The sequence below is a fragment of the Pseudomonas putida genome (assembly GCF_028682475.1).
Classification (GTDB): domain Bacteria; phylum Pseudomonadota; class Gammaproteobacteria; order Pseudomonadales; family Pseudomonadaceae; genus Aquipseudomonas; species Aquipseudomonas putida_AG.
This window is the reverse complement of the sequence record NZ_JANHLE010000025.1, coordinates 47,682-72,032: the sequence shown is the minus strand read 5'-3', so window position 1 is coordinate 72,032 and position 24,351 is coordinate 47,682. Positions and strand designations below refer to the sequence as shown.

21 protein-coding genes are annotated in these 24,351 nt (G+C 61.4%); 8 read left to right on the top strand and 13 right to left on the bottom strand.

From position 1 onward, the window contains the following. Nucleotides 1-32 precede the first annotated feature (32 nt). The 3 genes from NPS47_RS19535 to NPS47_RS19525 all read left to right on the top strand — a co-directional run bounded on the left by NPS47_RS19535 (nucleotide 33) and on the right by NPS47_RS19525 (nucleotide 4,305). On the top strand, nucleotides 33-440 hold the full coding sequence (locus tag NPS47_RS19535) for a GFA family protein (RefSeq protein ID WP_274296428.1): 408 nt from the start codon (nucleotides 33-35) through the stop codon (nucleotides 438-440). 155 nt (nucleotides 441-595) lie between these two features. Next, on the top strand, nucleotides 596-2,443 hold the full coding sequence (locus NPS47_RS19530) for a hypothetical protein (protein ID WP_274296427.1): 1,848 nt from the start codon (nucleotides 596-598) through the stop codon (nucleotides 2,441-2,443). 233 nt (nucleotides 2,444-2,676) lie between these two features. Further along, complete coding sequence (locus NPS47_RS19525; RefSeq protein ID WP_274296426.1) at nucleotides 2,677-4,305, top strand: Ig-like domain-containing protein; 1,629 nt, start codon at nucleotides 2,677-2,679, stop codon at nucleotides 4,303-4,305. A gap of 29 nt (nucleotides 4,306-4,334) precedes the next feature. Here NPS47_RS19525 and NPS47_RS19520 read toward each other — a convergent pair whose 3' ends face one another. Then, nucleotides 4,335-5,228 (bottom strand): LysR substrate-binding domain-containing protein, encoded by an 894-nt coding sequence (locus NPS47_RS19520; RefSeq protein WP_274296425.1) that lies wholly within the window; start codon nucleotides 5,226-5,228, stop codon nucleotides 4,335-4,337. A 154-nt stretch (nucleotides 5,229-5,382) separates the two neighbouring features. Between NPS47_RS19520 and NPS47_RS19515 the strand changes: the two genes are divergently transcribed. From NPS47_RS19515 to NPS47_RS19505, 3 genes are all read left to right on the top strand, one after another. Beyond that, nucleotides 5,383-6,324 carry a DMT family transporter gene (locus NPS47_RS19515; RefSeq protein WP_274296424.1) on the top strand — a complete coding sequence of 314 codons (942 nt, stop codon included), beginning with the start codon at nucleotides 5,383-5,385 and terminating at the stop codon, nucleotides 6,322-6,324. Between the two features lie 39 nt (nucleotides 6,325-6,363). Then, the gene (locus NPS47_RS19510; RefSeq protein ID WP_038613288.1) at nucleotides 6,364-6,702 is read left to right on the top strand and encodes an FKBP-type peptidyl-prolyl cis-trans isomerase; all 339 of its coding nucleotides are present in this window, start codon (nucleotides 6,364-6,366) and stop codon (nucleotides 6,700-6,702) included. A 210-nt stretch (nucleotides 6,703-6,912) separates the two neighbouring features. Next, nucleotides 6,913-7,575, top strand: a complete 663-nt coding sequence (locus NPS47_RS19505) for a histidine phosphatase family protein (RefSeq protein ID WP_274296423.1) — start codon at nucleotides 6,913-6,915, stop codon at nucleotides 7,573-7,575. 21 nt (nucleotides 7,576-7,596) lie between these two features. Here NPS47_RS19505 and NPS47_RS19500 read toward each other — a convergent pair whose 3' ends face one another. Next, nucleotides 7,597-8,034, bottom strand: coding sequence for an Lrp/AsnC family transcriptional regulator (locus NPS47_RS19500; RefSeq protein WP_045200368.1), 438 nt, complete (start codon nucleotides 8,032-8,034; stop codon nucleotides 7,597-7,599). Between the two features lie 130 nt (nucleotides 8,035-8,164). Between NPS47_RS19500 and NPS47_RS19495 the strand changes: the two genes are divergently transcribed. Beyond that, entirely contained in the window at nucleotides 8,165-9,070 is a 906-nt protein-coding gene (locus NPS47_RS19495) for a DMT family transporter (RefSeq protein WP_274296422.1), read from the top strand. Here the strand turns inward: NPS47_RS19495 and NPS47_RS19490 are convergent. Then, nucleotides 9,057-9,749, bottom strand: coding sequence for an alpha/beta hydrolase (locus NPS47_RS19490; RefSeq protein WP_274296421.1), 693 nt, complete (start codon nucleotides 9,747-9,749; stop codon nucleotides 9,057-9,059). The genes NPS47_RS19495 and NPS47_RS19490 overlap by 14 nt on opposite strands. A 112-nt stretch (nucleotides 9,750-9,861) precedes the next feature. Between NPS47_RS19490 and NPS47_RS19485 the strand changes: the two genes are divergently transcribed. Next, nucleotides 9,862-10,782: a class I SAM-dependent methyltransferase gene (locus NPS47_RS19485; protein ID WP_274296420.1), complete on the top strand. Its 921-nt coding sequence runs from the start codon at nucleotides 9,862-9,864 to the stop codon at nucleotides 10,780-10,782. Between the two features lie 550 nt (nucleotides 10,783-11,332). Here the strand turns inward: NPS47_RS19485 and NPS47_RS19480 are convergent. From NPS47_RS19480 to NPS47_RS19435, 10 genes are all read right to left on the bottom strand, one after another. Next, nucleotides 11,333-12,796: a PepSY domain-containing protein gene (locus NPS47_RS19480; protein WP_274296419.1), complete on the bottom strand. Its 1,464-nt coding sequence runs from the start codon at nucleotides 12,794-12,796 to the stop codon at nucleotides 11,333-11,335. Between the two features lie 10 nt (nucleotides 12,797-12,806). Continuing rightward, on the bottom strand, nucleotides 12,807-14,975 hold the full coding sequence (locus NPS47_RS19475) for a TonB-dependent receptor (protein ID WP_274296418.1): 2,169 nt from the start codon (nucleotides 14,973-14,975) through the stop codon (nucleotides 12,807-12,809). Nucleotides 14,976-15,074: 99 nt separating this feature from the next. Further along, nucleotides 15,075-15,461, bottom strand: a complete 387-nt coding sequence (locus NPS47_RS19470) for a DUF2946 domain-containing protein (RefSeq protein ID WP_274296417.1) — start codon at nucleotides 15,459-15,461, stop codon at nucleotides 15,075-15,077. A gap of 43 nt (nucleotides 15,462-15,504) precedes the next feature. Further along, complete coding sequence (locus NPS47_RS19465) at nucleotides 15,505-17,544, bottom strand: mechanosensitive ion channel family protein (RefSeq protein WP_274296416.1); 2,040 nt, start codon at nucleotides 17,542-17,544, stop codon at nucleotides 15,505-15,507. A gap of 57 nt (nucleotides 17,545-17,601) precedes the next feature. Further along, on the bottom strand, nucleotides 17,602-18,603 hold the full coding sequence (locus NPS47_RS19460; protein WP_274296415.1) for a sulfate ABC transporter substrate-binding protein: 1,002 nt from the start codon (nucleotides 18,601-18,603) through the stop codon (nucleotides 17,602-17,604). A 93-nt stretch (nucleotides 18,604-18,696) separates the two neighbouring features. After that, nucleotides 18,697-19,521: an ion transporter gene (locus tag NPS47_RS19455; RefSeq protein ID WP_274296414.1), complete on the bottom strand. Its 825-nt coding sequence runs from the start codon at nucleotides 19,519-19,521 to the stop codon at nucleotides 18,697-18,699. A 44-nt stretch (nucleotides 19,522-19,565) separates the two neighbouring features. After that, nucleotides 19,566-20,453, bottom strand: a complete 888-nt coding sequence (locus NPS47_RS19450; RefSeq protein ID WP_274296413.1) for an urea transporter — start codon at nucleotides 20,451-20,453, stop codon at nucleotides 19,566-19,568. A gap of 165 nt (nucleotides 20,454-20,618) precedes the next feature. Then, nucleotides 20,619-22,034: a pyruvate kinase gene (gene pyk / locus NPS47_RS19445; RefSeq protein WP_274296412.1), complete on the bottom strand. Its 1,416-nt coding sequence runs from the start codon at nucleotides 22,032-22,034 to the stop codon at nucleotides 20,619-20,621. After that, nucleotides 22,031-23,305, bottom strand: coding sequence for a glycerate kinase type-2 family protein (locus NPS47_RS19440; RefSeq protein WP_274296411.1), 1,275 nt, complete (start codon nucleotides 23,303-23,305; stop codon nucleotides 22,031-22,033). Before NPS47_RS19440 ends, pyk begins: the two co-directional genes overlap by 4 nt. A gap of 149 nt (nucleotides 23,306-23,454) precedes the next feature. Then, a complete protein-coding gene (locus NPS47_RS19435) occupies nucleotides 23,455-24,345 on the bottom strand; it encodes a 2-hydroxy-3-oxopropionate reductase (protein WP_274296410.1) in 891 nt (296 codons plus the stop codon). Nucleotides 24,346-24,351 lie beyond the last annotated feature (6 nt).

The window sequence follows — 24,351 nt, the reverse complement described above, 5'->3', positions numbered from 1 at the left end:
ATTCCCTCCCTTCCCAGCAAGGAGCCTTGACCATGTCCCTGGAAAAACACGGCAGTTGCCTGTGTGGCGCTGTCCAACTCAGTGTCAGCCTCGAGAAAGCCAGCGTCGATGCCTGTCATTGCAGCATGTGCCGCAAATGGGGCGGAGGGCCTTTGTTATCGGTGATCTGCGCCGAGCCGGTAACGTTCACTGCCGGGCAGCCGGTGTTCTATGAATCATCCGCGTGGGCCGAGCGCGGCTTTTGTGGCAAGTGCGGCACGCATCTGCTGTATCGCCTGAAAAGCGGCAAATTCGACTCGCTATCGGTCGGTGTACTGGAAGGTGACACCGACTGGGTCTTCGACCTGCAGGTGTACATCGACGAGAAACCGACGTACTACTGCTTTGCCAACGAGACGAAAACCATGACCGGTGCCGAAGTCGAAGCGTTGTTCAACTGAACGCCAGCAGATGGGTGGCGACCAACGCCGACACTCTGTAGCGGTTGGCCATGGACAGGCCAACTAGCATTTTTACCAGTTACGCGATAGCCGAACGCCCTGCAGAATACCCAGCAACCTACAAATGCTGCGCTGTTCTTCTGCAGGAGTCATTCATGTCGACGTCCAGTGAATCCCACCCAGACAGCCTCGTCACTCACGCCATCGCCGGCCTCAGCAACCTGATCCTTGATCCGGACGAGGTGCGCAACGGGACCCATGCCAATATCCCTCAATACGCGAACAAGGTCGAAGGCGACGTGATCACCCTCACCTGGCAGGGTGGTTCCGGCTCCACGTTTACCACCAGCGTCAGCGTGAATGCGGGCAACGCCAACGTGCCGATTCCGCTCAGGATCGCTTACCAGCCGTACATCATCGACAACCTCGATAGCACTGTGTCGGTGATCTACGAGGTCAAACGCAACAACGGCCGGACTGCTACGGCAAAGGCGCTGTCGTTCCTGATCAAACGGCAACTGGCGGAAAACCTGGTGGCGCCGACGGTGAGAGAGGCATCAGGCAATACGCTGGAGCCGATCAAGGCGGTTAATGGCGCCACCGTGCGGGTGGCCTACGTCGGTATGTTGAGCACCGATATTCTGACCGTAGCCTGGATCGGTGAGGGCGGAGCGGATTCGCACGAAACGGCACAAAAGAATGGCAGCGCCTTCGGTCAAGTCGATTTCGACATCCCGATCTCGGTGGTGGCGGCCAGTCAGGGCAAAACCATCGAAGTGCGCTATGCCGTCGTCCGCGGCGTTAATCCGGGGGTGCTGTCCAAGCCCCTTGCGCTCGTGGTCGGTGAACTTTCCCTGGGCGATTTACCCACCCCGACGGTGCCCGAAGCCAATGGCAGCACGCTGGATCTGAACACCTTCCAAGGCAACGCCACGGCCGAGGTCACGAGCTGGCCACTGATGGCCAAAGGGCAGCGGTACTGGATCGTGGTGCGCGGCATCTTGGGCAATGGCGGCCCCTACAGCTTTTATGTAGCACAGAGCCAGTTGGTTGATGAAAACCAAGCCGGAAATGGTCTGAGCACGGCCATGCTACGCAGCGAACTTGAAAAGCTGCGATCTGCCAGTTCGCTCAGCCTGGAAGTCAAGGTGGCGTTCGCGGGTGGCGTGAGCGAGGCTGCGGCGCGTGTCTTCCCGATTTTGCCGCTGACGCTGCTGAACATACCTCGAATATTGCCGGCGCCGAGCGTTCCAGAGGCGCAAAACGGTGTGATCTATAGCCCGAATGCCGGCGCCAACATCCGCGTACCGGCCACGGCGCACCTGCGCGCCGGTGAACAGGTGCGCGGGGTGACGGGGGGGCTGTATACCGGTGCTGTCACCGTGACCCAGCCAGGCGCGGCGCTGGACGTCGTTGTGCCAGTAGCACAGCTGAATAGTCTGGTCGACCAAGGGCAGAAAGTCTGGAGCTATGAGGTATTGATCAATGGTCAATGGACGCCATCCGTATCGATCTCTGTCGCTGTCAAGAACAAGCCTTTTGTCAGCGGCAAAGAGGTTTGGAGTGCGCGGGGCGAATTCAATCTTGTCTTGAATGCCCGGTATCCATACCCTTCTGGAGTAGCACTGGAGCTTTTGCAATCAGACCAGGTAGGTGGAGTTGTAACGAAAGTTACAGCACCTGTAGCGCCAAAAACCAGCTGGGCCGTTGATGTAATTAGAGCATCTACCCTCAAGCTCAGTTTCAATGGAAGAATCAAACATATCACTTACAGATATGGCTCAATTGCTAAGAGTCCAGCTCCAACCGTGAGCTATTATGATGAAAATGGCCTAATTCTACAGGAGACGTTACCGGTCACAGGGGATTCGTTTCCTATCCGTACTTTCAATGCCATAGACAGATTCCCTGAATGGATAGTCTTTACGGGATTTAACCAGCCGGGTAACTGGCATGAGGCTAGTTTTCTAATCACTGAAATGGAATGGGGTGATATACCTTAATACAGCTTGCCCACAACGCTAGGCCAACGCCGGGTAAGTCGCTAGTTCGCCCGCTATTCAGACCTGCTTCTTTAGCTCGGTATCTCTGGGCTGATATGTGCTTGGGCGATATCACGTAGCGGCTGGCCTGGGACAGGCCAACTAGCATTTTTACCAGTTACGCGATACCCGAACGCCCTGCAGAATATCCAGCAACCTACTAACGCTGCGCTGTTCTTCTGCAGGAGTCATTCATGTCGACGCCCAGTGAATCCCACCCAGACAGCCTCGTCACTCAAACCATCGCCGGCCTCAGCAATCTGATCCTCGATCCGGACGAGGTGCGTAACGGGACCCATGCCAATATCCCCCAATACGCGGGCAAGGCCGAAGGCGACGTGATCACCCTCACCTGGCAGGGGGGATCCGGCGCCACGTTCAGCACCAGCGTCACGGTTGATGAAGGCAACGCCAAGGTTCCGATTCCGCTCAGGATCGCTTACCAGCCATACATCATCGACAACCTCGATAACACTGTGTCGGTGATCTACGAGGTCAAACGCAACAACGGCCGGACCGCCACGGCAAAGGCGCTGTCGTTTCTGATCAAGCGGCAACTGGTGGAAAACCTGCTGGCGCCGACGGTTCTGGAGGCGTCGGGCAACGTGCTTGAGCCGGTCAATGCGTTAAACGGCGCCACTGTGCTGGTTATCTATCAAGGCATGCGCAAAGGCGATCATGTGACCGTGTACTGCAACGGTGAAAAAGTTCAGCCTGGTAAGCCGGTGGGCGCCGGTGAGCATTTCGTTGCTTTCACTATTCCGGTCTCCGTGGTGGCGGCCAATCTGGGCAAGACCATCAGCGTGGATTATGAGGTTGTCCGTGGAAGCAATCCGGGTGTGCAGTCCAGATCGCGCTCACTGGTTGTCGGAGAACTGCCCGCAGGCGCTTTGCAACCCCCGGTCGTGCCCCAGGCCAGCGGTGAAAGGCTTGATCTCGGTAAATTCCAAGGTGATGCCACTGTCACGGTCAAGCCCTGGCTGTTGATTGCCGAAGGGCAGCGCTATTGGATCGAGGTCAGTGGCACATTGCACAGTGGTGCGCCGTACAGTTTCTACGCCGCGCAGAACCAGAGCGTCAGCGCCAGCGAAGTGGGCACGGGACTCAGCAGAAACGTGCTGCGCTCAGAACTGCAGCAGTTAGCGCATAACTCAGCCTTGACCGTGCAGGTGCAGGTGGCTTTCGCCGGGGCTGTGGACAGGCTGCAGAGTTCGCAAAGCACGTTCGTCTTGCTGGCAAAGCCGTTGGACATCGGAGCGGCGCATGCACAAACCGTGAACGCCTCCTACATCATCGCGGTTGATCGTCCCCCTCTACGTCCGGCCGCTAGTTCGGGCGGGAGTTATCAGCGGCAGGCCACGGGTGGTGTTCCACCTTACGCCTATCAGTCAAGCAACCTGCAAGTAGCCACTGTCGATCAGACTGGTTTTGTGGTCGCAGGCGCCAATGGCGCGTCAGTGATCACGGTGTTCGATGCTAACGGTGATCAGGCGAGTTACACCGTCACGTTTAGCGGGGTGCGCCTGGTTCAGAAGAAAGATGACCGTTGGTGGACCGTGCCGGACAGCGAGGTGCGCCCGGAAGGCAGAGCTTTAAGCCGGGTACAGATGGGTCAGTTCTGGGAACAATACAAGAATGAGGACCAGAGCAAGAGTGTGCCAGCGATACTGAACTGGCCACTGACGTACTACTGGTCGGGGGACAACATTACCAGCAATGATCATGCAAGAGCGGTTGACCTGCAAAACCTTGCGCCCAACTTCGAAGGAATCTCATTCCAGGGCGGCAACCGTTTCCCCGCGTTGTACCGGATAGGCTGGTGACATGACCGGCGCCGAAGCCGAAGCGCTGTTCAACTGAGCGCCAGCAACCAGTCTGCAAACACCTGCGCCGCCGGTGAGCAGGGCGCCTGTTTGTCGTGCACCAGATAGTCGGCTTGCCCAGTGTGCACAACATACGCCGAGACCTGGCGGATCGCCCCCTGCTCGATGCGCTCGCGGGCCATGAATTCCCAGCCAAGTCCGACTCCCATGCCTTGCAAAACTGCCTCGAACACCAGGTTGACCTGGTTGAAGGTCACCGCATCGGCCGGCGCCTGGTAGCGCAGCCCCTGGTGACTGAACCAGTCCTGCCAGTCCAGGCAGTTCCAGGCCGAGGCGTCCAGTTGGATCAGCGGTAAGGTCTGCAGCGCTTCCAGCGAGTCGATCACGGGCAGGGCACGCTTGGCGCTGGCAATCGGGTAGATGGTTTCGTCGAACAGCTTGTCGGCCTTGAGTGAACTCCAGTGGCCATGGCCGTAGAGAATACCGAAATCGTAGTGGGCAATATCGCTTTCACTGATCTCGTTACTGGCGTGGATGTTCACGGTCAGTTCAGGGTGTTGTTCGTTGAAGCGCAGCAGGCGCGGGAACAGCCAGTACTGGGCGACGGCGTGGGTGCAGATGACGCTGACATTGCGACTGCTATGGCCGGCTTTCAAGCGCAGCACATTGGCCAGCAGGCTCTCCAGCATCGGTTCGACAATGGTGTTGAAGCCTTCTCCGGCCGAGGTCAGGGCGATGCCGCGGGCCCGGCGCTCGAACAGCACGGCGCCGAGGTGGTGTTCCAACAGCTTGATTTGTTTGCTCACCGCGCTCTGGGTCAGGTACAGCTCGCTGGCGGCACGGGTGAAACTGCCGGTGCGCACCACCGCTTCAAAAGCGATCAGGGTATCCAGCGGGGGCAGGTGGCGGCTGAAGCGACTCATGCTGGCAATCCGTTCTGGGGAATGGCTACATCATAAAGTCGATGCTTTCAGGTCGAAAGACATTCCCTGCAGGAATGCCTGCATGCCTAATGATCTTTTGTCCGGGCGACGGCCAAACGGTAGCCTGCGCACTTCTTTGAACAGGAGCAGGCAAGTGAAACAGGGTGTGGCCTACGCCGGGGTAGCCGGGGCGATGTGGGGGCTGGTGCTGATGGTGCCGCAGTTGTTGCCAGAGTTCAGTCCGGTGCTGCTCAGTTGCGCGCGCTTTGTGCTGTTCGGGGGGGTGACCCTGGTGCTGGCGCTACCGATGCGCAAGGCCCTGGGTCGTTTGACCCTGGCAGATTTCTGGATGCTCGGACGCCTGGCGTTGATCGGCAACCTGCTGTACTTCATTTGCCTGGTGGCGGCCATCCAGCGCCTTGGGGTGGCGCCGGCTTCGCTGATCGTCGGTGTGTTGCCGCTGACCATCACTCTCTATGGTCGCCACGACAGCGGCGGGGTAGCGCTCAGGCAGCTGTTTGCGCCGCTGTTGCTGATTCTCGCCGGCATGCTGTGTATCAACCTGCAGACCTTTGCCGTTGAACCGGGGGCGGTGGGCGACAAAGTCGCGGGCGTGCTCTACGCCCTGGCAGCCCTGGCCTGCTGGACCTGGTACGCGGTTAACAACAGCCGTTATCTCAAGCAGTGCGGGCATTTTGACAGCCACCAGTGGTCGGTGTTGTGTGGCGTGATGACCGGGGTGTTCAGCCTGGTGTTGGTGGTGGTTATTGCCCTGTGGCAGCCAGCGCAGTTGCAGGTCGAGGCGTCGGCTGAACGCTGGGGGCTGTTCTGGCTCTACAGCCTGGGCTGTGCAATTTTTGGTTCGTGGCTGGCGGCGCTGCTGTGGAATGCCGCGTCCAAACGCATGCCATTGACCTTGAGCGGCCAACTGATCGTCTTCGAAACCCTGTTTGCCTTGCTCTACGCCTTCATCTGGCGGCAAAGCGGGCCGAGCCTGCTGGAGGCGGCGGCAATCCTCCTGGTGATCGGCGGCGTTTGCTGGTCGATGCGTCAGCATGGCACCCCGACAAACCTTGCCAAACCTGTGCATTCCTGAGAAAAGGCTGCCTCGGAACATGCATCAACGAGGTCACGCATGAGCAGCGAACTGCAAATCATCGATATCCAGCTGGGCGAAGGCAAGGAGGCGGTCAAGGGCGCGCTGATCACCACCCAGTACACCGGCTGGCTGGAAGACGGCACGAAATTCGACTCGTCCTACGATCGCGGCAAGCCATTCCAGTGTGTGATCGGCACCGGTCGGGTGATCAAGGGCTGGGATCAGGGCCTGATGGGCATGAAGGTCGGCGGCAAGCGCAAGCTGGTCGTGCCGTCGCACCTGGCTTATGGCGAGCGCAGCATGGGGGCGATCACGCCACATTCGAACCTGACGTTCGAGATCGAGTTGCTGGAAGTCCTGACCCGCGATGAGTGACAAGCACCTGACTTAATTCGGCAACATCAGCGCATTAAAGTCAATCGTGCTCAGGGTTGAGCAATCAGGGATCGAACCAAACGGGATTATCGCACTCTCAGTTAGCCCGCTTCACGGATGGAACAACAGACAGGGATCACCCGCGGCCTCGGCCGCGGCGTGTCACACGCGGGCCAGCGTTATCCCTTTTTGCCGTGAAGAGCCCGCTCGATGAAGCTGTTGACCCTGTTCAAACGCCACCGCCATGCCTTGTGTTCGCTGGCCCTGCTCGGTGGTGTCACGCTACTGGCCGTGGAGGCCGTCGAAAGCCGTGCCGAGCCAGTGGATGGTATCCAGACCCTGGTGTTCCTGCGCCATGCGGAAAAGCCGGGTGAAGGTCTGGGGCAGCTTAATTGCCAAGGCCTGAATCGCGCCCTGGATCTGGCCACCTTGCTGCCGGAGAAATTCGGCAAGGCCGACTACGTGTTTGCCGCCAACCCGTCCCGCCACGTTGAAGAGGGCAGCAAGGACGACGCCTACAGTTACATCCGTCCGTTGATGACCATCAGCCCGAGCGCTATCAAGCTTGGCCTGCCGGTCAACATTGACTTTGGCGCCAACGATACCGATGCACTGGCTGACGAGCTGCTGCAGGATAAGTACCGCAATGCCACCGTCTATACCGCCTGGTCGCATGGTTACCTGCCCGAGCTGATCAATACCGTGGCCGGCAAGGCCCTCGGAGAGAAGCGGGTGATCACCGAGGACTGGGATGGCGGCGATTTTGATTCGCTGTATGTCCTGACCCTGACCTGGCACGACGGCAAGGCCAGTCTGCTTAGCCGCAATTACAAGCAGGGCCTGGACAACGGCGCGCACACCTGCCCAAGCTGACGCTGGTGCCCTCAGCGGGTTTTACGCCATCGGTGGCAAGCGGCGCTTGACCGGGGTCTTTTTGACGATTGCGGTGTTGGTCTCGGCATGGCTGTTGAGTTTGTCCAGCACGGTATCGAGCTCTTCCATCGAGCGCACATGCAAGCGGGCGATAAAGCAGTCGTCACCGGTGACCTTGTCGCACTCGGTGAATTCGGGGATCGCCATGATCTGCCGTTCCACTTCCTGCAACTGCCCCGGCAATGGCCGTACCCGCACGATCGCCTGCAGCTGATAACCAAAGCAGCGCGGGTCAATTTCAACCGTGTAGCCTTTGAGCACACCGCGTTCTTCCAGGCGGCGCAGGCGTTCGCTGACGCTGGGCGCAGACAGACCGCTGAGCTGCGCCAGGGCTTTGAGCGAGCGGCGTGAGTCTTCCATCAGCGCCTTGATCAACAACTGGTCGATATCGTCGGTCATCACAGCCTCGTTAGGCAGATTGCGGAATCTGCCTTGATAGTAAAGGTGTCTTTGCAGTTTAGCCTGTTTAATCCACTGGAGCAGGCAGCACCAGGCTCGCATAATTTAGCCATCTTCAAGGAGGTGAGTGATGGACAGTTCAATACGCCGTGGTTCGCTGGAAATGGTCGCCGCGATGCTGATCTCGGGGACCATTGGCTGGTTTGTACTGGTGTCCGGGCAACCGGTGCTGGATGTGGTGTTCTGGCGCTGCGTGTTTGGTGCGGGCACCTTGTTGCTGATCTGCCTGGCCATGGGCTTTCTCAAACCCGGAATCCTGACCTTGACCACCTTCGCCCTGGCGGTGCTCAGCGGCGTGGCGATCGTCGGCAACTGGGTATTGTTGTTCGCCTCCTACTCACGGGCTTCGATTGCCATCGGTACTGCGGTGTACAACGTCCAGCCGTTCATGCTGGTCGGGCTGGCGGCAGTGTTTCTCGGTGAGAAGATCACCGTGCAGAAGCTGTTCTGGCTGGCGCTGTCGTTTGCCGGGATGCTGGCGATTGTCAGTGCCCACGGCAGCCAGGGCGGCAGCGGCAATGACTACCTGCTGGGGATCGGCCTGGCCCTGGGCGCGGCGTTCCTGTATGCCGTGGCGGCGTTGATCATCAAGCGTCTGAGCGGTACACCACCGCACCTGATCGCGCTGATCCAGGTGTGCACCGGGATCCTGCTGCTGGCGCCGTGGGCCAACACCTCGGGCCTGCCCAGCGAGGCTGGTGCGCTGGCTTCGCTGGTGACCCTGGGGATCGTGCATACCGGGGTGATGTATGTGCTGCTGTACGGTGCGATCCAGAAGCTGCCGACCGCGTTGACCGGGGCGTTGTCGTTCATCTACCCGATCGCGGCGATCTTCGTTGACTGGTTCGCCTTCGACCACCGCCTGGCGCCGCTGCAGTGGCTGGGTGTGGCGACGATCCTGCTGGCCGCCGCCGGTATGCAGCAAGGCTGGTGGTTCAAACCAGCGGTCAAGGTTGCTGCGGTCAAGCCGGACTGAGCGCCGCGCGGTCGATCAGGGCTGCCACTTCGGCAGCCCGCGAGGCCAGCGAGGCGTGGCTGGCGTCCAGGCGCAGCACTTCTTTCGGGTTCATGCGGTTGGACATCATTTCCTGATTGGCCGGGGCGATCATCCGGTCATGGGTGGAGAGCTGATACCAGGTGGGTTTGTGCTTCCACGCCGGGTTGCTGATGGTGTCGCCGAAGGTGCTGGCCAGCGGCGCTTTCTGGGTCACGCTCATGACCAGCCCTTCGTCCTTGCTCAGGTCCTGGCAGAAGCTTTCGTGAAGTTTGTCCGGCTTGATCCATAGGTAGCCGTCGCCATCCGGCTGCAAGTTGGCGGCAGCTTCAGGCACGTTCTGTGCGGTAATTCCCCCCGGACTTTCGCCCTCGTCAGGGGCGAAGGCGGCGATGTAGACCAGGCCGGTGACATTGGGCTGATTGCCCATCTGGGTGATCACTGCGCCGCCATAGGAATGGCCGACCAGCAGCACCTTGCCGGGAATCGACGCAACCATCTTGCGTGTGCGTTCGGCGTCGTCGGCCAACGATGTCAGGGGCATCTCCACGGCGTGCAGGTCGCGGTAGCCCAGGCGCGACAATTCAAGGATGACCTTGCTCCAGTGGGCGGCGCCGCCCCAGAAACCATGGACCAGAACAATGCTAGGTTTTTCGCTCATGGTGGTTTTCCAGCAGATGAGGGTGGGATAGGCAGTGTAGATGCTCCCGGCGGTTTCGGGTGGAGTACCGGTTGCGCGTAGAATAGACGGCTTTCCTGTATTGAATCTGCCCATGACTTCTGTGATCGACACTCTCCAGCACCACCTGCTTGCGGCCTTTGACCCGGCGCCAGCCGAAACCCGTCGGCTGTTTCATGGCCGCGGGCGTTGCTGGCCGGGGCTCGAGCAGATCACGGTGGACTGGTTGCAAGGTGTGCTGCTGGTGTCGCTGTTTCGCGAGCCACCGGCCGGGCAACTGCCGGAGCTGGAGCAGATGCTGTTGGCACTCGCCCAGGCACCGTGCTGGAGTGGGCAGGCGATCCTGATTCAGCATCGTTATCTTCCCGACAGCCCCGGGCAATGGCTGCTGGGCTCGCCGAGTGAGCACTGGCTGATTGATGAAGACGGTTTGCGCTATCAGCTGGATCTCGGTTTGAAGCAGAACACCGGGTTGTTCCTCGATATGCGTTATGGGCGGCGCTGGGTGCGTGCGCAGGCGGCGGGTAAGCGGGTATTGAATCTGTTTGCCTATACCTGCGGGTTTTCGGTGGCGGCGATTGCCGGTGGTGCCGAGCAGGTGGTCAATCTGGATATGGCGCGTTCGGCGTTGAGTCGTGGGCGGGATAATCATCGGCTCAATGGTCATGATCTTGGGCGGGTGAGTTTTCTCGGGCATGAGTTGTTCAAGTCGTGGGGCAAGGTGCGCAAGTCCGGGCCTTATGATCTGATCATCATTGATCCGCCGACTTTCCAGAAAGGCAGCTTTGTGCTGACTCAGGATTACCGCAAGATTTTGCGGCGGTTGCCTGAGTTGTTGACTGAGGGCGGGGTGGTGCTGGCTTGTGTGAATGATCCGGCCATCGGGCCTGAGTTTTTGATCGAGGGTATGGCCGAAGAGGCGCCGGAGCTGGTATTCGCTGAGCGTTTGGCCAACCCGCCGGAGTTTCCCGATAACGATCCGGCGGGTGGGCTCAAGGCGCTGGTGTTCCGCTAGGGTGGGAGCGGGCTTGCCCCGCGATGAGGTCCCCGGGTTTGTGTATTGTGTACATATCCATTGACGAGGGTGGCGCTAAGTCACCTTTCCGCCCTTACGGCGGCTTACTTTGGCAAACGCCCCAAAGTAAGCAAAGGTCTCGCCCCACCAGGGGCCCTACGCTACGCTCCGGGTCCCTTCGCTCCGGTGCCGCTACGGGGCATTGCGAGCTACGAGTTGCAAGCAACTCTACGCTTCGCAACTTCGGCTAACGCCGAAGGCGCTGCGCGCTAGCCCCTCCACGACACCTCCACTCAGCCCTACTGGTTAACGGGGCGGGTGGATCAAGATCAAAAGCAGATCAAGATCAAGAGCACAATTCGCTGCGCTCTTGCTTTGGGTGGATGGCTACGTTTTGTATTGAATCAGCTTTCCCTTTTTAAAGCGTTGGCCACTCCGACGGTCGGTCCACCTGGATCAGCAGGAGCGAAGCGATTTGTGCTCTTGACTGAGCCCCACCGCCGCAAACGGATATATTCAAAAGCCCAAACGCCCCCCAAAAAAGCCCGCACTACTTACGCAATCGCCGCCACCCCAACACCACACCACTGACGCTGAGAATCAGACCGCCAACGCTGAACACAATCATCCCGATATCCCAAAACGGCCGCCGCTGCAGCAACGGCAACCAGTCCCAGCTATGCAACAAGGCAAACAACCATCGCGATGCCCGTTTGGGTTGATCCACAACACCCAGCATTTCACCGGTGTACAGATCCAGATGCAACCAGGTCTGTTGCGGATCCTCAAAGCGCACCCGCAACACCGGTAAGCGCTTCTCCAGATGCCCGAGCATGCTCTGCTCAGCCCGTGCGTAATAGTAAAAATCGTAGTGATCAAGTAGCTCACTGTGCATCCGCCCCTGCGGCACAATCGCCTGCGCAGCGCGTTCCAGCACCTCCCTGGGCAAGCAGCCATGCACCTGCCCGTCAGCCATCGACAGCACCCGGGTACGACCCCCACCGTCATGCCCGATCAGATAACCCTCGCCACCGATCAGGCGCCACTCCAGCTCCCGCGCAACCAGTCCTTCATGGGCAAAGCGCGAAAGCGCCTGGGCCGCAGAAACCGGAAAGGCTTGGGCCTGCAACGGCCCACCCTGGTACGCCGATGTATCCAGTGGTGCTGAACTACTGAAAATCCGCCAGGGATTCATCGACATCAAGCCACTGAAGATCCAGGTAATCGCTAGCACCCCGAACAGTAAACCACCGATGTGATGCCAGCGGGCAAGGCCCCGATAGGGTGAACGCGAACCGCTGCGGTAGGGCTTGCGCAAGCGCCAGCGCAGCACACCGATCACCGCCCCAAGCACCGCCATGACCGTGGCCGTCAGCGACAGGTAGATCACCAGATTGCTCCACCAGCCATCCACACCGATGCCACGCAACGGATACAGCCAGTGCAACCAGGCGCCGACCAGGTTCCAGCCACGTTCCAGCGCGCTGGCATCGCGGACCACTTCGCCGGTTTGCCCCGAGATGTACAACAAAGTGCCGTCGGCATCGGCCAGCTGTACCTGCTGCAAGGGGCGCTCGGCATCCAGCGCGCGGGAATGGCTCCAGAGGTCTTCCTCCACCGGACCCTGATAAACCGCGGTGGCTAACGGGTCGTACTGGCGAGCGGCGGCCAGGGCCCGTTCGCGGTCGGTGAAGCCCACGCGTTGTCCGGTGCGCGCATCCACCGCGACATTGCTGCGGCCCGGATAGCTGAACAGGTAGCGCGGTTCACCGGCTACGGTGCTCAGGCGAATGCTCACAGGGGAACGCTGCGGATCGGCAGCGGCCAGTGCGACGTTCAGGTCGACGCAGCAGTCCTGCAGGCTGAGCAGCGGCAGATGGCTCAGGTGCTCTCGCGGTGTCAGCTTGGGATAGCCGACGTAGAGCATGACCACACCCGAGAAGAACCACAGGGCCATGAACAGGCACAGGCCAATGCCCAGCCAGCGGTGCCACAGGTACAAGTAGCGTTTCATCTTCGGCGTCCTAGAAGCGTGTCTGCACAGCCAGTTCCAGGGTTCGCGGCGCGCCGAGGTAGAGCATGCTCGAACTGGTCCAGCGCGTGTAAACCTCGTCGGTCAGGTTGCGCACCCGCGCGGTGATGCGTGTGTCTTCATCGACCTTGTAGCCAACGAATGCGCCGAAGATCGTGTAGGCCGGCGCATAACGGGTGTTGGCCGCATCGGCGTACACCGACGACACGTAGCGGCTATCGCCGCCCACTTGCCAGCTGGGGTCGATGTCGTAGGTCAGCCACAGGTTGGCAACCCGCTCGGGAATGTTGGTCGGGGTATTGCCCTTGCGCGACACGCTGGTGCCAGCGACGTTTTCGTTGAACGCGTCGTACTGGGCATCGACGTAGGCGAAGTTGCCCTCGGCCAGCAGTTGCGGGGTGACGCGCAGGGAGGCGGCCAGCTCGACGCCGCGTGACGACTGCTTGCCCACCGGCTGGGTGACGCTGGGGTTGGCCGGGTCGGCGGTGGCCAGGTTCTTGCGCTCGATGTGGTAGGCGGCGACAGTGGCGGCACCGCGGCCGTCGAGGAAGCTGAACTTGCTGCCCACTTCGATCTGTTTGCCGGTGCTCAGGTCAAAGTCGCGCACCTGGGCGAAACTGGCGGTGGTGAGGATACCGGCGGGCGGGTCGGCGGCGGTGCTGTATTGCACGTAGACGTTGGCCGCCGGCGTCAGTTCGTAGACCAGGCCGACGCGTCCGGTGGTAGGTTCGTAGATGCGCTTGAAGTCACGCGGATTGTTGGCATCGACAGTGCGGTAGTTGTGCACCTGCAGGTCGATGTGGTCGTGGCGCAGGCCGGTCAGCAGCGACAGTCGATCAGTCAGTTGCAGGCGGTTTTCAAGGAACGCGGCCCAGGTGTCGACGGTGTTCTGGCGGTTCTTCTGGTAGCCCGGAACCATGCCTTTGAGGTCGTAGAAATGACCGGGCTCGAAGTGCGCCGGGTCGACGCTGTCGAACACGCCGGTGACCGAGCGCGGATAGTTCATCTGCACGTTGTGGCTGTAGTCGACGCCACTCGACCACTGGCTGTTCATGCCGAACAACTGGCCCTGGTGCAGCAGTTCGATACGGTTGCCGTTGAGCTCCTGGTCATGGCGCTGCAACAGCGCGTTGGAGCGTTTTACCTGACTGTTGTCGGCGTTGTAGGCGTAGGTTTCGAGGTTGCGGAAATTTCGTTCGGTGTTGTAGTGGTAAAGCGTATTACGCAGCGAGGTATCGTCGTTGAAGCGGTACTCGGTGATCGAGCGCAGCCAGCGCACGCGTTGTTCGTAGCGGCCGTCCTCGACGTTGTAGTTTTCGAAGCGGCGGCTTTCGTCGACTTTCATTTCGCCACCCAGCGGGTTGAGCACCGGGCTGCCCCAGTAGGGGCTGTCGACGCTCTCGTTCTGGTACTCCAGGGCCAGGGTGTGGGACAGCTGGTCGTTGATGTCGGTCAGCAGCGAGAAGGCCACACTCCAGGCATCGCGCTCTTCACGGTCAACGTAACCATTGCTGTGGGTATGGCTGAAGTCGAGGCGGGCATAGTTGCGGATGCCGTCACCGTCATTGAGGGTATGGTTGAAACCGAACGAGGTTTCGCTGCTGTCGTAGGAGCCATACTTGATGCGGCCTTCGTTGAAGTTCTCGTCACGGCTGGCCAGCTTGGTGATGTAGTTGATCGAGCCGCCCACGGCGCCGGCGCCGAACAGAAAGCTGGAAGGCCCGCCGATGGCTTCGACGCGGTCATAGATCCAGCTGTCCACCGGACGTGCGGCGATGGAGTCGTACTGCACGCTGATGCCGTTGAACAGTTGGGTGATCTGCGCTCCGGAAAAGCCGCGGTAGGCCACCGAACCTGCCGAGCCGGGTGGCGAGGCGGCGGTCATGCCCGGCACGCCGGCGAGCATGTCCTGAGTGGTCTGGGCACCGCGTTGTTCAATCTGCTGGCGGTTGACGATGCTTACTGATGCCGGGGTTTCCCGCGGGGTCAGGCCCAGGCGTGAGCCGGTCTGTGAAGGGGTGTCGAGCAGCACGCCGTCGTCGGCATCTGCGCGACCCTCGATGCGCAGGTCTGGCAAGGTCAGCGGCGCTTCGGCCGAGGCGTTCAAGGACAGTGCGCACAGCAGCGCCGCGCATCCGGAAAGGCGATAGGAGTAGGGCATGGAGCAAACTCTGGAAATTGAGCCAGCGGCCGGCGGCGCCTGTCGCGCAGGTGCAGCAAAAAGGCCGGTTACCGGCAGCCGTGCAGGCTGCCGCAGGGATCAAGCCAGAAGCGGGGAGGCGCGAGGGTTGGCGGCCGGCCAGCAATAGCGCGGTGGCGCCTTGCTGCGCAGTTCGCGGTGATAGCGTCGGCTGCGGGCGGCGGCCAGCAGCCAGCCGATGACCAGCGCCAGGCCCAGGCAGACTACCGCTGCGGCGCAGACCGGGCAGGTTTGCATGCTGTCCCAGCCAGACACCGACTGGTCGCTGAAATCACTTTTCAGGCTCGGCCCGGCGCTGCCCATGGCCGAACAATAGGCACCGCCGATGCCGTTGAGTTGCAGGCCTGCCATCTGCCCGTGACCGATACCGCAGGCGAACAGATTGAACAGGACGCAGAAGTACAGGGTCCAGGCAATCAGCGGGCGGTTGGCAGGGGAGGCGTTCATGGCCGCGACTTTATCACCGATGTCAGGGCGCTAGAAAGCCGAATCAGGCGTGCCCGTCACTCACACGCGAGGGCGGTGGATTGTACTGCGCGAAGCTCACGTCATCGGTCTGGTCCACGCGCTTTTTCAGGCGCTCATTGAAGGCGCGATTGACCGCGTATTGCCCGCCCGAGGTGGTACGAAACTGCGCGGTGAGGGTGATGCCATTGAGGTTCATGCTGTCGACCCCGAACACCTGCAATGGCCCTTGCAGGCTGTGGCGCAGCATCGGGTCTTCGCTGATCGAGTGGCCGACTTCGCGGATCAGCTTCAAGGCGCTGTCGATGTCGGTCTCATAGCTGAACTGCACCGAGAAAAACGCATAGGCGAACTGCCGGGACTGGTTGGTGACCGCCTTGATCTGGCCGAACGGCACCGAGTGCACGAAGCCTTTGCCGTCGCGCAGGCGCAAGGTGCGGATGGTCAGGCTTTCGACCGTGCCGGCGTGACCGGAGTCGAGCACTACCCAGTCGCCGATGGCGATGGTGTCTTCGATGAGGATGAACAGCCCGGTGATCACATCCTGCACCAGTTGCTGGGAGCCGAAGCCGATCGCCAGGCCGACCACCCCGGCGCCGGCCAGCAATGGCGCAACGTTGATCCCCAGGTTGGCCATGGTGGTGATGGTGCAGATCACCACCAGGATGATTTTGATCGCGTTGCGCAGCATCGGCAGAATGGTCCGCACCCGGGTGCTCGGCTGGCGGGCGGCGCGGCGGCCGACCGTGGGCTTGAGTGCTTCCTGGATAGCGGTGTCGATTACTACCCAGAGCAGCCAGGTCACCAGCAGGATCAGGCCGATGCTGCTCAACGAGTCGCTGATGGCGCGGCCCAGGCTGTTGCGCAGGGCAAAGTCGAGCACTGAAAAGCCCCAGATGCGCCCCAGCAAGACAATGAAGGCGACCGCGATGGCGATGCGCAGCAGGGCGCGCGCCAGGTTGCGCAACAGCTCCTTGTAGGGGCGCAGGCGCTGTCTGGCATCCTCTTGCTCCTGATGTTTGAACATGTGCTGGAACACGGTACTGAGAAACACCGTACCGATCAGCAGGATCGAGGTCAGCAACGCCTTTTGCAGGGCACGCTGGCTTTCTTCGCCTGCGCCGATCAAGTGGATGGCCGAGACCAGAATCATCATCAGGATCGGCAGGAACCACAGGGCAGAGAAGATTCTCAGGGTTTCCTGCACGGCACGGTGCTGCAGGCGGTCGGGCAAAGCCCGGTTGCGGATCAGGTGCGCCACCGGGCGGCGTAGCCTGAGCACCAGCACGGCAAATGCCAGGGTCGCCAGCAAGCCGGTTACCGCAGCGACGCTGCTGGTGATGTTGCCGCCCAGATACCGGGCGATCTGCGGGCTGGTCAGGGCATCGCTCCAGGCGGCGAGAAAGCCGATCAGAAACAATGGCCGAGGCGCTACCCGGCGAATGATCCGCACCGCCGTGCGTTTGTGCCCGGTGTCGAAGAGGGTGATCAGGCAGAAGATGATCGAGGTCGAGAAAATACCGCTGCTGGTCGCGTAGGCCAGGCTCATGCCCAGGGCACGTCCGGCGGAGAGCACGAGGAAATGACTGACGTAGAGGGTGATGATCAGGCTGGCCAGGGCCGGCAGGGTGTAGACCAGCAGGTATTTGATCACGCGGCTGTAGCGTGGTCGCTCGCGCAGCAGGCGCGAATGGCTGCTCTTGCCTGCCAGCAGGCGGCCGCCGTTGGTGAGCAGGGCAAAGGCGAGTAACCAGGTGATCGTCAGCAGCGCGAAGTCGGTCCACAGTTCCAGCGAGCTGAGCCCCGATGGCTGGCTGACCAGTTGATCGACTTCATCGGCGGCGCGGTCGGCGCGCAGGCGCCAGTTATCGATCAGGTGGTTGTCGACATCCAGTTCCTGGCTGACGTCGTCCAGGCCATCGGCAATTGCGCCGAGCAGGCCGCCTTGAACCACAGGCTCGGCAGGTTCTGTCGATTTGCCGGCAGTGGGCAGCAAGGGGGCGGCGGTTGCCAGCTGAAGGCTCAGCAGGCAACCGAGCAGGAGGGCGAGCAGGGATCGGGTCACTGGATACTCCTTGAACCGTGGATGACGGAAAGAGTAGTCAATGACCGCGTAGGAGCGTTACTGCCCGGTATAGATCTGGTCGAACACGCCACCGTCGTTGAAGTGGGTCTTCTGCACGGTGCGCCAGTCACCGAAGGTCTTCTCCACCGAGAGGAAATCGACTTTCGGGAAACGGTCGGTGTACTTGGCCAGCACCGCCGCATCACGTGGGCGCAGGTAGTTGTTGGCGGCGATTTCCTGGGCCTCTGGCGACCACAGGTACTTCAGGTATTCCTCGGCGGTAGCGCGGCTGCCTTTTTTGTCGACAACCTTGTCGACCACGGTCACCGGTGGCTCGGCTTCGGCGGAGACGCTCGGGTAGATCACCTCGAACTGATCGCGGCCGAACTCGCGGGCGATCATTTCCGCTTCGTTCTCGAAGGTCACCAGCACGTCGCCGATCTGGTTGGTCATGAAGGTGGTGGTCGCGGCACGGCCACCGGTATCGAGCACCGGCGCCTGTTTGAACAGCTTGCCGACAAAATCCTTGGCCTTGTTTTCGTCACCGCCGTTCTTCAGGACATAGCCCCAGGCCGAGAGGTAGGTGTAGCGGCCGTTACCGGAGGTTTTCGGGTTGGGGACGATGACCTGGACGCCGTCTTTGAGCAGGTCAGGCCAGTCTTTGAGGGCCTTGGGGTTGCCCTTGCGGACGATGAACACGGTAGCCGAAGTGAACGGTGCGCTGTTGTTCGGCAGACGGGTGACCCAGTTGTCCGGCACCAGTTTGCCGTTGTCGGCCAGGGCGTTGATGTCAGTGGCCATGTTCATGGTGATGACATCGGCTGGCAGACCATCGATCACCGAGCGTGCCTGTTTGCTCGAACCGCCGAAGGACATCTGCACGGTGATCTTCTCTTTGTGCTCGGCTTCCCAATGTTTCTGGAAGGCGGCGTTGTAGTCCTTGTAGAAGTCGCGCATCACGTCATAGGAGACATTGAGCAGCGGCGCTGGCGCGGCGTGGGCCAGGGAACCCAGAGCGAGGCCGGCGGCCAGAAGCGAGGCACCAAAGAGTTTTTTCACTGCGCATTCCTTGTTCGAATTGGCGTTAACGGCATTATGCCAGCGACTATAACGGCTGGGCCTTAGGCGCTAAAAGATTAAAAAGTACTTTGCTTATTCCATTTTCTTGAACAGTGCATTGCCACACCGCGAGCAGAAGGCCGCGCCGTGTTCATGATGGCCTTTGCGGCACACCGGGCAGTCGTGTTTGAGCTGTTCGCCGCGCATGGCATTGGCCAGCTCGGCGGTGAAGATCCCGGTGGGCACGGCAATGATCGAGTAACCGGTGATCATCACCAGCGAGGAAATCACCTGGCCCAGCGGGGTCTTGGGCACGATGTCGCCGAAGCCGACCGTGGTCAGGGTGACAATCGCCCAGTAGATGCCTTTGGGGATGCTGGTAAAGCCATGCTCGGGGCCTTCGACCACATACATCAGGGTGCCGAACACCGTCACCAGGGTCGAGACGCTGACCAGAAAAACGATGATTTTCTGTTTGCTGCCGCGCAGCGCCTCGAGCAGGTAATGCGCCTGCTTGAGGTAGGGGCTGAGTTTGAGCACGCGAAAGATCCGCAACATACGGATCACGCGGATAATCAGCAGGTACTGGGCGTCGCTGTAGTACAGGGCGATGATCCCCGGCACGATGGCCAGCAGGTCGACCAGGCCGTAGAAGCTGAAGGCATAGCGCAAGGGCTTGGGGGAGCAGTACAGGCGCACCACGTATTCGGCGAGAAAGATCGCGGTAAAGCCCCATTCGATCATCGCCAGCAGCCCGGCGTAGTTCTGGTGAACCTCGTCGATGCTGTCGAGGATGACGATGATCAGGCTGGCGAGGATGATCAGCAGCAGGATGCTGTCAAAGCGTCGGCCAGCGACGGTGTCGGTTTGAAAAACGATGACGTAGAGCCGTTCACGCCAGCTCGAAGGGGTATCCATGCTCAGCTCCATTGGACGATGGAGCTGAGCCTAGGGGCAGCGCCTCAGCTATGCAAGCGACCGGCACGGCGGGCCAGCGGCTGGCGCAGCAGGCGCTGGCCGATCAGCACCAGCCAGCAGGCGCAGATGAACGGCGCGGTCAGGCCGGGTACCGGCAGTTGCGCAACCAAGGGTTGCAGGATGATGGCCAGAATCATCGCCAGCAACGGTAGCCAGGGTTGTTTGCGGGTCTGGCTGAAGGCCAGGGCGGCGAGTGCGGCGTTGAACCCGTAGAGGCCGGCATACGCCGCATTGGCTTCGCCGCCGAGCAGCGCAACGCTGCCGCCCAGCGCCGCGCCGAGCAATGCCCAGGCCGCGGCATAGCGATTGGCAATCAGCAGGCCGATGGCGATCAGCAGCCCGGCCAGCGGGTTGTCCAGCAGGAAGATCTGGCCCAGCCCGCGTGCCAGGGCATAGAGGGCATTGTGCTCGAACGCAGTGGAGGTGCTGGCGCCAGGTTCACTGACTGCCAGCACGGCCCAACCGATCAGTACGAACGGTGCGGTGTAAGCCGGAAGCAGCAGGTTGGAGCTGGCGCGTTTGAGCCACTGGTGCACGAGCATGCTGCTCAGGCCACCGGCGGCGATGATCAGCGGCGGCAGGATCGCCGACCAGGGCAGGGCATAGCTGAGCAGCAGACCGAGCAGCACGCCGTTGTAGCTGTACAGGCCAGCCTGACGGTCGGTGCGGTTGTAGCCGCGGCGCTGGGCGGTGAGCAGACCGGCAAGGGCGCCGAGCAGGGCGCCGCCCACCAGGTCGGGAGCGGTCAGGGTGATGGCCAGCAGGCACAACAGGCCGCACAGCGGATTGCGCTGCAGCAGGACCTGGCTGAAGCCGTTGAGCAAGGCCGTGGCCCAGTCGGGGCACGGGTTGACGAAATTCTTGGTGTACATGGGGGCAGTCTGGGTTGATGTGGAGTGGGGGAGCCTCTATCGGGCCGGGTTTTCCCACGTGAGTGTGTTGGTTGGTCTGGCCTCATCGCCGGCAAGGCCGGCTCCCACAAGGTGCAGTGCATGCAGTACCTGTGGGAGCTGGCCTTGCCAGCGATGGGGTTTACATCAAATCAAGGTTTCAATCCGCAGCGTGTTAGTCGATCCCGGCTTGCCAAAAGGCACACCGGCAGTGATCAACAGGGTATCGCCACGGCTGGCCATGCCTTGGGCCTGGGCGATTTCCAGTGCGGTGGAGCAGATTTCATCGACCTGACGCAGGCGATCGTTGACCACCGAGTGCACACCCCAGGCCACGCTCAGGCGACGAGCGGTGGACAGGTTGGGCGTCAGGTTGAGGATCGGTGCCCGCGGCCGTTCGCGCGCAGCGCGCAGGGTCGAGGCGCCCGACTCGCTGTAGTTGACCAGCACCGCCACCGGCAAAATGCCGCTGATCCGGCGGATCGCACAGCTGATCGCATCGGAGACGGTCGCTTCCGCCTTCGGCCGGCCGACGTCCAGTTGCGCCTGGTAGTCCGGGCCGTTTTCCACCTGACGGATGATCTTGCTCATCATCTGCACGGCTTCCAGCGGGTAGTCACCAGAAGCAGTCTCGGCTGAGAGCATCACCGCATCGGCCCCTTCGGCCACGGCGTTGGCCACGTCGGTGACTTCGGCACGGGTCGGCGCCGGCGAGAAGCGCATCGACTCAAGCATCTGCGTGGCGACCACCACCGGTTTGCCCAGTTCGCGGCAGGTATTGATGATGCTCTTCTGGATCTGCGGCACGCTTTCTGCCGGCACTTCCACGCCCAGGTCGCCACGGGCAACCATGATCGCATCGCTGAGTTCGGCAATCGCCCGCAGTTGGGTAACAGCCGAGGGCTTCTCGATCTTGGCCATCAGGTAGGCACGGTCACCGATCAGCTGGCGCGCTTCGACGATGTCTTCCGGACGCTGCACGAACGACAGCGCCACCCAGTCGACACCCAGCTCCAGACCGAAGGTCAGGTCGCGGCGATCCTTGGCGGTCAGCGGGCTCAAGTCCAGCACTGCTTGTGGGACGTTGACGCCTTTACGGTCGGACAGCTCGCCGCCGTTGAGCACTTCGGTCTCGATTGCGTCGCTGTGCTTGGCGGTCACCCGCAGGCGCAGCTTGCCGTCATCGAGCAGCAGGTCCATGCCCGGCTCCAGCGCGGCGATGATTTCCGGGTGCGGCAGGTTAACCCGCTCGGCCGTGCCGGGAGTGCTGTCCAGATCCAGGCGCAGGGCCTGGCCGCGTTGCAGCTGGACCTTGCCTTCGGCGAAACGGCCGACGCGCAGTTTCGGCCCTTGCAGGTCCATGAGGATGCCCAGCGGGTAGTTGAGCTGGCTCTCTACTTCGCGGATCCACTGATAGCGCAAGGCATGGTCTTCGTGCTCGCCGTGGCTGAAGTTGAGGCGGAAGATGTTCACCCCGGACTCGACCAGCTGGCGGATGTCGTCGATACCCTTGATGGCTGGCCCGAGGGTCGCGAGGATTTTGACTTTTTTATCAGGCGTCATGGTTTGGCACTCTCAAGGATCAGAATGGCGCGAAAATCGTTGACGTTGGTCCGCGTCGGCTCGGTGACGATCAAGGCATCGAGCGCGGCGAAGTAGCCATAGCCATTGTTGTTGTCCAGTTCGTCGCTGGCCGACAGCCCCAGAGCGGCGGCACGGGCGTAGCTGTCCGGGGTCATCAGGGCACCGGCGTTGTCTTCCGAACCGTCGATGCCGTCGGTGTCACCGGCCAGGGCGTAGACCCCGGGTAGGCCCTTGAGGCTTTCGGTCAGGCTCAGGAGGAACTCGGCATTGCGTCCGCCACGGCCATTGCCGCGTACGGTCACGGTGGTCTCGCCACCGGAGAGGATCACGCAGGGCGGCGACAGCGGCTGGCCGTGCAGGACGATCTGCCGGGCGATGCCGGCATGAACCTTGGCCACTTCCCGCGATTCGCCTTCCAGGTCACCGAGAATCAGCGGGCTGAATCCGGCCTGACGGGCTTGGACCGCTGCCGCTTCCAGCGACTGCTGAGGGCGGGCGATCAACTGGAAATGACTGCGGGCCAGTGCCGGGTCGTCGGCCTTGACGGTTTCGGACGCCGGGTTGTTCAGCCAGGCGGTGACCGCAGCAGGCGCTTCAATGTTGTAGCGCTTGAGGATCGCCAGGGCTTCGGCCGAGGTGCTCGGGTCGACCACGGTGGGTCCGGAGGCGATGACCGTGGCGAGGTCGCCCGGCACATCGGAAATCGCATAGGTGTAAACGGTGGCTGGCCAGCAGGCCTTGGCCAGGCGCCCGCCCTTGATCGCCGAGAGGTGCTTGCGCACACAGTTCATCTCGCCGATGGTGGCGCCGGACTTGAGCAGGGCCTTGTTGATCTGTTGCTTGTCGGCCAGCGTCAGGCCTTCAGCAGGAAGGGCCAGCAGCGCAGAGCCGCCGCCGGAAAGCAGGAAGATGACGCGATCGTCTTCATTCAGATCGCTGACCATCTCCAGCACGCGTTTGGCCACGGCCAGGCCGGCGGCGTCGGGAACCGGGTGGGCAGCTTCGACCACTTCGATCTTCGAGCAACTGGCGCCGTGACCGTAGCGGGTCACCACCAGGCCGGAAACCGGGCCTTGCCAGTTGCGTTCGACGACTTCTGCCATGGCGGCCGCGGCCTTGCCGGCGCCGATGACAATCACGCGACCGCTGCGGTCGCTGGGCAGGTGTGCTTCAAGAACCTGGCGAGGGTGCGCGGCATCGATGGCCGTGGCGAACAGCTCGCGCAGAAAGTGTTGCGGATCGAGCGACATGGCAGGCTCCAATCTTATTGTTCTGCAGAATCGAAAACGCCCCTGGTTCTGCCTCCGTGCAGGCCGACCCAGGGGCGGGTGTTGCTCTTCGCTTGCCTTGATTCAGAAGGCAATCAACGGGGCGGCCCTATCGCGGGGCAAGCCCGCTCCTACTCGCCGCGGATCGAGAAATTGGCCATGTGCTCAAGGCCTTTGATCAACGCCGAGTGGTCCCAGTTGGCACCACCGATGGCCGCGCAGGTGCTGAACACTTGCTGGGCGTTGGAGGTATTGGGCAGGTTGATGTTCAGTTCCTTGGCGCCTTGCAGGGCCAGGTTCAGGTCCTTCTGGTGCAGGCTGATGCGGAAGCCTGGATCGAAGGTACCTTTGATCATGCGCTCGCCGTGCACTTCAAGGATCTTCGACGAGGCGAAGCCGCCCATCAGGGCTTCACGGACCTTGGCCGGATCGGCACCGTTCTTGGCAGCAAACAGCAGTGCTTCGGCGACGGCCTGAATGTTCAGGGCGACGATGATCTGGTTGGCGACCTTGGCAGTCTGGCCGTCACCGTTACCACCGACGCGGGTGATGTTCTTGCCCATGGCCTGGAACAGCGGCAGTGCGCGTTCGAAGGCGTTCGGGCAACCACCGACCATGATGCTCAGGGTTGCCGCTTTGGCGCCGACTTCACCGCCGGAAACCGGGGCGTCGAGGTACGCAGCGCCAGTGGCTTTGATCTTCTCGGCAAAGGCTTTGGTCGCGGTAGGGGAGATCGAGCTCATGTCGATCACCACCTTGTTTGGACCGACACCCTGGGCCACGCCGTTCTCACCGAACAGGACCGCATCGACCTGTGGGGTATCCGGCACCATGACGATGATGAATTCAGCTTCCTGGGCCACTTCTTTCGGGTTGGCCAGGGCGACGGCGCCAGCGGCGACCAGGTCGGCAGGCGCTGCATCGTGGTGAGTGGAGAGGAACAGGCTGTGACCGGCTTTTTGCAGGTTCTGCGCCATTGGGCGGCCCATGATGCCGGTGCCGATAAATCCGATTTTAGCCATGAGAGA